The sequence below is a fragment of the Candidatus Methylomirabilota bacterium genome (assembly GCA_036005065.1).
GTDB lineage: Bacteria > Methylomirabilota > Methylomirabilia > Rokubacteriales > DASRDR01 > DASYQW01.
Map to the genome: position 1 here is coordinate 1 of DASYQW010000166.1, position 8,368 is coordinate 8,368.

An 8,368-nucleotide genomic window follows, 5' to 3' on the forward strand; every position below is an offset into this window, starting at 1 on the left:
CCGGCCAGCTCCAGGTCGGCGCCCACCGGCTCGAATGTCGTCCCGTCGGTGGAGACCTCGACGCGATTGGTGAACGTGGCGCCCTGCCACCGACGGTAGAGATGGGCGTGGAGCACGAGCGAGCGGAACGGCGACGGGACGAGCCGCAGGAGCAGTGTCCCCCGCTGGCCGGGCTCGAGGGAGAGGCCGTCCGGGGACTGGGTCCACCCCTCGGCGGCCAGGATCTTGACGCCCCGGCCGGCGGGGGACGCGTCGACGTCGAACGTGTGGTGGTAGTGCAGGGGCGGCGACAGGCGAGCCAGGAGCGGAAGGCCCGCCAGCCAGACCAGGAGCAGGAAGGCCTGGACGACGCGACGCCCGGGCAGCCCCAGGCGCGCGGCCAGCAGCGGCAAGGCCAGCGCGGCCAGCAGGCCGGAGGCCAGCGCGCGCGGCAGCGAGGGGTCGTCCGCCGCGGCCTGGACCGTCACCCCGAGCACGGCGACCCCCAGCAGGGCGGCCGCCGTCCCGAACGCGACTCGTCTCACCGGCTCGACGTTCGACATGCGCACGGCTACAGCACGAGGCTCCGGTAGCGAATCGTTCCGTACACGAGCGACGCGAAGCCGAGGACCTCGCACAGGAGCCGGTGGACGGGAAGGACCACGTACCGATAGCGCATGGGGATCCGGACGTGCTCGCGGTCCGCCAGCCGATAGACTCCGAGGGCGATCGCCACCGCCACGAGCCCGATCCCGTACGTCCACGACGTGGCAACCGCCACCGCCACCGAGGCCGGGAACAGGAGCGTGTTGAAGACCCGGGCCGGAGAGCTCCACAGGAAGCCCTGGTACAGGAACTGCCGGATGCCGGGATGGCGCCGGATCAGCAGCGCGTAGATGGCGGGCGCCGGAAACGATCGCCGGATGTCGCGCACGAATCCGTTCTTCACCCGGTACACGCCGTGGTAGGCGGTGATCACGTCGAGGAACTCCCAGCCGTACCCGGCCTCGATGATCCGCCAGGCGATGTCGGTGTCATCGCCGTACTCGGAGAAGACCGGGTCGAAGTACCGGCCGGCGCGGTCCAGGGCCTCGGCCCGGTATGCGATCGCCACCGTCGGAAACGACCAGGAGAATGCCGGGCGCTCCGTCACGTGATGGAAGGGAAACTCGATCTCCCCCGTCCGCTTGACGATCCCCTGCACGATCCCCAGGCGCGGCTCGCGCCCCAACCGGTCCGCCACCCGCCGGAGCCAGCTCGCGTCCGCGAAGGTGTCCTGGGAAAGCACGCACACCACGTCCCCGGTCGCCTGCTTGATCCCCGTGTCGCGGGCCCGGGCGGCGCCGAGGTTCCGCTCGTGCTTGACGACCCGCACCTGCTTGTGGGCCGCCTCCAGTTCCCGCAGGACCGCGTAGGTGTCGTCCCGCGACCCATCGTCCACCACCACGACCTCGATCGAGTCCGGGGGGTAGTCGCTGGCCAGCACCGAGCCCACGCACTCCCGGACCGTCCCGCTTCCGTTATACGCCGGGACGACCACCGAGACCTTCAGGTATTCCACCATCCCTCCCCTACCGGCACAGCGTCCAGGCCGTCCCCAGGAGCCTGGCCAGCCGCTGGCGCTCCAGCGCCAGGAGCACGGCCGCGTAAGCGACCGCGAACAAGAACCCCTTGTACAGGAAGGAGAGAGCCGGCTGGTCGAACGCCGCCACGCTCATCCCCACCCCCACCGTCGCGCTCGCCACCGTCAGGCTCACCATCGGGTTCAGCACGATCTCTCGCACGTTGATGGGCACCCGGTGGGCGATGAGCCGCCACACCAGCACCACCGAGCAGAGCATCATGCCGGTCATCACCCAGGCGGCCCCCTTCGCGCCCCAGACCCACACCAGCAGCGGCCCCAGCGAGACCAGAGAGATTCCCTGGAACACCTGGATCCGGAAGAAGTAGTCGGGGCGGCCCAGGCCCAGGGTGGTGAGCGCAGCCGTGTCGTCGAAGACCGAGCGCAGCAGCCCGTACGCCAGCAGCACACGGAGGAGGGGCACCATGGGAAGCCACTTCTCGCCCAGCACCAGGATCACGAACTCGAAGGCCCCGAACCACATGATGGCGACGAACGGCGCCACCAGGCGGATCTTCCCGCCCTGGGCGAGCTCGAACGTGCGGGCGAGATGGCCCAGGTCGCGCTGGGTCGACGAGTAGATCGGCGAGACCACCCGACTGAGCACGCCGGTGAGGCTCAGCGGGAGCAGCGACATCGCGAACGCCTTGCTGTAGAAGCCCAGCTCGGTGAGCCCGACCAGGCTCCCGACCAGAAAATCGTCGAATTGATACGTGAAGATGCTGAAGAACCCTCCCAGCCAGATCGGCAGCCCGAAGCTCCGCAGGTACCACCACGCCATGCTCGGCGAGAGCCGGGGCCCGAACCGGGTGGACGACACGATCCAGAAGCCGGCGGTCCTGAACAGGGCCAGCGCCACCCGGAGGACGACCAGGCTCCAGAGGCCGCCCCCCAGGGCGGCGTAGGCCACCCCGGCGATGTTCGCCAGCAGGCTGCTCACGAACTCGACCGTCCCGGTCGCCCGGAACGCCATCTCCTTCTCCAGCAGGGTCCGGACGGTCGCCCCGCCGCTCTCGAAGACGAGGCCGAGCCCGAGCAGGACGACGACCCAGGCGGTCTCCCACCCCTTGTACCGGCCGGCCAGCGGCATCAGCAGGACCGCCAGGCCGAGCACGAGCAGGGAGCCGATGACGTGGAGCGCGAAATGGGTCGGGATCGCCTCGCCCAGGCGGTCCTGGCGGTGCAGCAAGGCCGAGTCGAACCCCCACTCCTTCACCAGGCCCACGACGCTCAGCAGGAACGCCGCGTAGGCGATGACCCCGAAGTCGCGGGGGTCGAGCAGCCGGGCCAGGGCGATGGAGGTGGCGATGGTCACCAGCATGTTCGCGTAGGTGGCCGCCCCCATCCACAGGATGCCCCGGACGGCGAGCTTGCCGACGGTCATGGTCCCCACGCGTCCATCACCCGGCGAGCGCCCGGACGCGGGCCACCAGCCGCTGCCGGTAGGCGTCCCAGGTGTACGCCTGGGCGCGCCGCCGCGCCTCGGCGCCCATGCGGGAGATCGCCTCGGGGTGCGCGTGGAGGTAGCGGAGCCGCTCCCCGAGCGCGTCCGCATCACCGGCCGGCACCACGAAGCCGTCGACGCCCTCCCGCACGCAGTCCCGGGCTCCCGTTCGATCCGTGACGATGACCGGAAGGCCCGACGCCATGGCCTCGATGACGACGCTGCCGAATCCGTCCTGAAGCGACGGCAGCACGAACACGCTCGATCGGCGGTACTCGTGCTCGGGCGCCGCCACCGGCCCCGGCCACACGACGCGGGATCCCGCCATCCGGGCCAGCTCGGCCTTCAGCGTCCCGCGGAAGCTCGGGTCCACCCAGCCGATCACGCAGAGCTCCGCGTCCTTCAGCCGGAGCGCGTTCCAGGCTCGGAGGAGGTAGTGCACGCCCTTCTGAATGCCCACGATGCCGACGAACACGACCCGAAAGGTCGGCGGCGGCCCCGGGCCCGGCGAGAAGCGATCGAGGTCCACGCCCAGGGGGTTCAGGAACAGCTTCGAGTCCGGGTACCCGGCGTCGACGAAGGTCTGGTACACGAATCGCGAAGGGACGGCGATCAGGTCCGCCTCGGCCGACTCCCGGACCATCTTGCCGACATTCCAGCGGCTCATCGGGCTCCCCCGAAGCCCCAGTCGCCCGTACTCCTCGTCCAGCAGGCGCTTCTGGGTGGCCGGCTCGGCGGAGCCCCGATCGATCATGGTGATCGCGCCGTGGCGCCTGGCGGCGCGCATCGAGAACAGCGAGTGATGGGCCCAGCCGTAGAACACGTCACTCGGGGCCACGTGCCGGCTGGCCCACAGGTCGAACAGGTTGTCCTTGACGACGTAGCTCGTGATCCGCCCGTGGAGCCGCCCGGCCAGCCGGCTCAGCGGGAATGTCCGGACCAGGTGGGCGGGGATCGTGGAGGGGGCGGCCACCGGGGCCAGCACCCGGCCGAGCAAGCCGCCCCGGTGAAGTCCCTCGGCCGCGTGGGAGGCGATGGTGCCGATTCCCCCGGCGGCGAACGGAACCCCCACCGAGTACACCACTCTCAACCGGCGACCACTGGCCGCGGGGGCGGCACCCTAGGCGGAACCCCCCCGCATCCCCGGCGGCGCCGGCCCGATCCCGCCGCCATCGTCGGCGGGCCACTCGAGCGACTTCTTCCGCCGGGCCCCCACGAGGAAGGCCGCGCAGGCCACGATGCTCGCCACCGAGATCAGGGCCCCGACCCGCAGTCCGGTGGGCTGGTATCGGAGCTCCACCCGGTGCACCCCGGCCGGCATCTCCACGGCTCGGAGGATGTAGTTCGCCTTGAGGACCGGCCTCACCGCGCCGTCGAGGTACGCCACCCAGGCCGGGTAGTAGATCTCGCTCAGGACCAGGAACCCCGGCTGCTCGTAGTCCGTCTCCAGCCGGATCCGCTCCGGCGAGTACTCCCGGATGTCGATCCGGGCCTTCCGGGCGCCTCCCCGGCCGCCCGGGGCGAGAGTCGGCGCCTCCTCCAGCACCACCAGCTTCTTCACGTCGATCTCCCCGTCCCGCAACGCCGTGAGAATGGCGTCCGGATCGCGCATCACCGCGTACCGATACACGTCGAACGCCCGCGGCAGCTCGCCGAGGTTCCGATACACGTTGACCATGCCGAGCTCGGCCACCAGCTCCAGGGTCCTGTCGTTCAGATAGCTCGACGACAGCACGTATCGCACGTTCAGCATGTCGACGGGAGTCCCGAGCCGCCGGATCATCACGACCCCGGAGCTGCGCGCATACAGGGTCTCGCGCGCGTACCCGTTCACGACGTTGGCGAACTCATAGTAGCGCCGCAGGTTCACGCCTCCGTAGCCCTGGATGCTCTCGATGCCGAACAGCATGCCCTTGTTCGTCGGGAACGCCCGGGTCGCGTCCCGATCGAGCGGCTGGATCCGGAACCGGCCGGGGTCCCGCTTGAGGAACCGCACGATCTCGTCCTCGTCGAGGTGCCGCGCGACCTCGCGCGCGGCTTCCCGGTAGACGAGTGGAGCGCCGTGGCTCAGCAGATCGACCACGGCCAGCCCGACCAGCGCGGCTCCGCCCCACCCGCGCGATCGGTCGCTCGACGAGAGCCACAGCAACGCCCCACCCGAGACGGCCACCAGCGCGAGCGTGCGGATCGCCGTCCACCGCCAGTCGTCATACACGGTGGCGAACCGGCGCTGCACGAATTCCCGGCGCTCCTGGAGGGAGACCATGCCGTACCGGGCCCCTCCCCGCTCGACGAGCCACCGGGCCACCAGCTCCCCCCGTCCCCAGGCGCCCGATCCGCACACCGCCATCGCCACCAGCGCGCCGCCGGCCAGGCCGGCGGCGACCCGGCGCACCCGGGCCAGCCGCGCGTCGTCACGTCCCGACCGGGTCAGCGCCGACAGGCTCAGGCCGCTCAGCACGCTCAGCCACAGTGGCACGAAGCTCACGTACCGCACGGGCAGCCGCAGGCTCCCGTACCCCGGCAGATGCCACAACCAGCCGTAGATCATCCCGCTCTGGCCGGTGGCCAGCAGGAGGCTGGTCGCCAGCCCGATCACGTACACGGCCGTCGCCCGCGCCCCGCACGTCACCGGCGCCAGCGCCGCCAGCACGAGCGCCGGGATCCCCACGTACATCGTGGTCTCCCAGATGTTCACCAGTCCGACCTGCTGGCCCCAGAACGAGCCGTCGGCGTCGCTCCCGAACACCAACGGATCGAGCAGCGTGAGGGCCGCGAACGGGTTCAGCGCGCCCTCGAAGAAGTAATCGTGCCGCGGCGCGCTCTTGACATCCAGTCTCATCACCGAGTGGGCCGCCAGCAGGTAGACGGCGCCCACGCCGGCCGCCACCAGCAGGACTGCGGCCATCCGCGAGACGAAGAGCCAGGCGGTCCGCCGGTCGAAGACCGTGCGCGCCAGCAGCCCCGAGCTCACCGCGTAGACGCCCAGCAGAATCGCTTCCATGGCCACGAATTGCGGCCACCCGGCCAGCAGCTGGAGGGCCAGCGCCATCCCGGCGTAGACGGCGTCCTTCATCCGGAACGACTCGCACACCCTCCGCACGAACAAAAACACCGCCGGCGACAGGGCCACCACGTTGATGGCGTTCGACCATCCGGCCAGGAAATGGCTGAACATGTACGTGCTGAACATGAACGTCACGCCGGCCATCAGCTGGCCGTACCGATTGGCTCCCAGCTCCTTCACGAGCCAGGACATGAAGAAGCCGGCCAGGCCGACGTGCAGCACGGCCATGAAGTTGAACGCGACCCGAAAGGGCAGCACGACGTACAGGAGATTGGCGGGGAAGAAGGCCCCGCTCTCCGGGTGCTCGAGATGCGGCACCCCGGCGAACACGTGCGGCGCCCAGTACGGCAGCACCCCGGCCTTCAGCGACGTCACGGTGAAGTGCTTCGACGCGTAGAGCTGCGACAGCGCATCGCCCCGGAACAGGAAGCCGTTCTTCAGGTAGGCGGGGCCGAACACCGCCAGCGCCATCGCCGCGAACAGCAGCAGCATCCCCGGCACGCGAGCGAACGCGCTCATGAGACCCGGTTCCCCGGAATCGCCCCCCGAGGCGGTCTCCTCACGACCAGCGGATCATTTGACCGGCTCGATCCGGCGCTGCAGGGCCCTGACCTCGGCATCCAGCAGGGCGCATTCCTGAGCGAGCCGCCGGAGCCGCGCCGTCTGGGTGGAGAAGTTGATCGTCAGCACCAGCACGTTCCAGAGCACGTAGAGGTAGGCGAACACGAACAGGGCATTGGACGGCACCTCGAAGCGGAGGACCCGGGCCACCCAGATGAGCGCCGACGGAAAGAGGGTGACGATGAGCGCCACGAGCGTGGAGAGCAGCCACGGCAGGGTCTCGGTCAGCCCGAGCCGCCGGTGGCGGATGAGATAGGCGACCCAGCCCATGAAGCACAACAGCGTGGCGATGGCGAAGATCTCGAGGCGCAGCGGCAACATCGGCCTCACTCCTCTCCGTCCGGCGACGGGCCCCGGCCCGATCCATCGGCGGGCGCCCACAGCGCGAGCGCCAGCGAGACCATGACGAAGTACTGGATCGACCGCCACCCGTTGATCGTGCTGGCGCCATGGATGCGCTCGCTCATGCGCACCGGCACCTCCACGATACCGAGTCCATGCCGTCGAGCCAGTCCGATCGCCTCGGCCTCGGGGTACGCGTCCGGGTAGGTGCGAGCGAAGAGCTCGATGGCCCGCCGACCGGTGGCGCGGAAGCCCGAGGTCGGATCGGTCACTCGAACGCCGCAGCGGGCCCGGATGAACCACGAGAGGTACCGGATGCCCAACCGGCGGATCGCCGTCGAGCGATAGCCGCCCGCGTCGAGGAACCGCGACCCGATCACCAGATCGGCCTCTCCACGAGCAATCGGCGCCAGCACATCCGCGATGAAGCGGGGATCGTGCTGGCCATCCCCGTCGATCTGGATCGCCACGTCGTAGCCCCGTCGCTGGGCCCAGAGATAGCCGGTCTGGACCGCGCCGCCGATGCCGAGGTTGAGGGGAACCCGCAGCACGGTGGCCCCCTCCCGGGCGGCCACCTTCGCCGTCTCATCCGTCGACCCGTCATCCACGACGCACACGTCACACTCGGGCGACGCGCCCCGGAGGCCGGTCAGGACCGCCCCCAGGTTCTTCGCCTCGTTGAAGGCGGGAATGATGATCAGGACGCGCAGTGACGGCCACGCCCCTTCGCTCCGCCTCGGCGCCGGCGACATCGTCGATCGGGCGGCCGGACCCGCGCTACCCATTGAGGACCAGGCGGTGGATCGGCATCCGGTACCGCTCGAGCAGCGAGGCGAACTCCCCGGCGCCGATCCGCTTCCGGGGCGGCCGGCGTCGAAGCTGGCCGAGGCCGTCCCACACGGCCGCGCCGATGCCCCGGAGCAGCGCGCCGAGGAACAGCCGCATCCCCCCCTCGGTGGCGGCCTGCCCCTTTCCGGCTCCGGTACAGGCGGCGTAAGCCATCAGGGCGTACCGATACGCGGTCCACAGGGGCATCGGCGCCAGCGCGCGGAGGGGAAAGTTGCGCAAGGCCACGAAGAAGTGGTTCCGCTCGACCAGGTAGAGCTTGAATGGCGAGTAGCCACCGCTGCTCGCCGAGTACTTGTGAAAGACCACGGCCCGGGGGGCGACGGCCGTCTTCCAGCCAGCCCAGATGCCCCGCAACCCGAGGTCGGTGTCCTCGCAGTAGGCGAAGAATTCCTCGGCAAACAGCCCGATGTCTTCCAGCATGGACCGGCGATACAGGGCCGCGCAC

The 8,368-nt window shown here is 70.2% G+C and carries 8 protein-coding genes; all 8 read right to left on the reverse strand.

What is annotated here, in order from left to right:
- On the reverse strand, nt 1-542 hold a 542-nt coding region (locus VGW35_12055), incomplete at its 3' end, for a hypothetical protein (GenBank protein ID HEV8308392.1).
- An 8-nt stretch (nt 543-550) separates the two neighbouring features.
- A complete protein-coding gene (locus tag VGW35_12060; protein HEV8308393.1) occupies nt 551-1,543 on the reverse strand; it encodes a glycosyltransferase family 2 protein in 993 nt (330 codons plus the stop codon).
- 7 nt (nt 1,544-1,550) lie between these two features.
- Nucleotides 1,551-2,984: an oligosaccharide flippase family protein gene (locus VGW35_12065; protein HEV8308394.1), complete on the reverse strand. Its 1,434-nt coding sequence runs from the start codon at nt 2,982-2,984 to the stop codon at nt 1,551-1,553.
- A 16-nt stretch (nt 2,985-3,000) separates the two neighbouring features.
- Nucleotides 3,001-4,125 (reverse strand): glycosyltransferase family 4 protein, encoded by a 1,125-nt coding sequence (locus VGW35_12070; GenBank protein ID HEV8308395.1) that lies wholly within the window; start codon nt 4,123-4,125, stop codon nt 3,001-3,003.
- Nucleotides 4,126-4,164: 39 nt separating this feature from the next.
- Nucleotides 4,165-6,630, reverse strand: coding sequence for a YfhO family protein (locus VGW35_12075; protein HEV8308396.1), 2,466 nt, complete (start codon nt 6,628-6,630; stop codon nt 4,165-4,167).
- A gap of 54 nt (nt 6,631-6,684) precedes the next feature.
- Nucleotides 6,685-7,053: a DUF2304 domain-containing protein gene (locus VGW35_12080; GenBank protein HEV8308397.1), complete on the reverse strand. Its 369-nt coding sequence runs from the start codon at nt 7,051-7,053 to the stop codon at nt 6,685-6,687.
- Between the two features lie 5 nt (nt 7,054-7,058).
- A complete protein-coding gene (locus VGW35_12085) occupies nt 7,059-7,826 on the reverse strand; it encodes a glycosyltransferase family 2 protein (protein ID HEV8308398.1) in 768 nt (255 codons plus the stop codon).
- Nucleotides 7,827-7,851: 25 nt separating this feature from the next.
- The coding region (locus tag VGW35_12090; GenBank protein ID HEV8308399.1) for a glycosyltransferase family 2 protein at nt 7,852-8,368 on the reverse strand (517 nt) is incomplete at its 5' end.

Coding starts and splice junctions, on each gene's coding strand:
- VGW35_12085 (HEV8308398.1), bottom strand. CDS start 7,826: ATGTCGCCGGCGCCGAGGCGGAGCGAAGGGGCGTGGCCGTCACTGCGC.
- VGW35_12075 (HEV8308396.1), bottom strand. CDS start 6,630: ATGAGCGCGTTCGCTCGCGTGCCGGGGATGCTGCTGCTGTTCGCGGCG.
- VGW35_12065 (HEV8308394.1), bottom strand. CDS start 2,984: ATGACCGTCGGCAAGCTCGCCGTCCGGGGCATCCTGTGGATGGGGGCG.
- VGW35_12080 (HEV8308397.1), bottom strand. CDS start 7,053: ATGTTGCCGCTGCGCCTCGAGATCTTCGCCATCGCCACGCTGTTGTGC.
- VGW35_12060 (HEV8308393.1), bottom strand. CDS start 1,543: ATGGTGGAATACCTGAAGGTCTCGGTGGTCGTCCCGGCGTATAACGGA.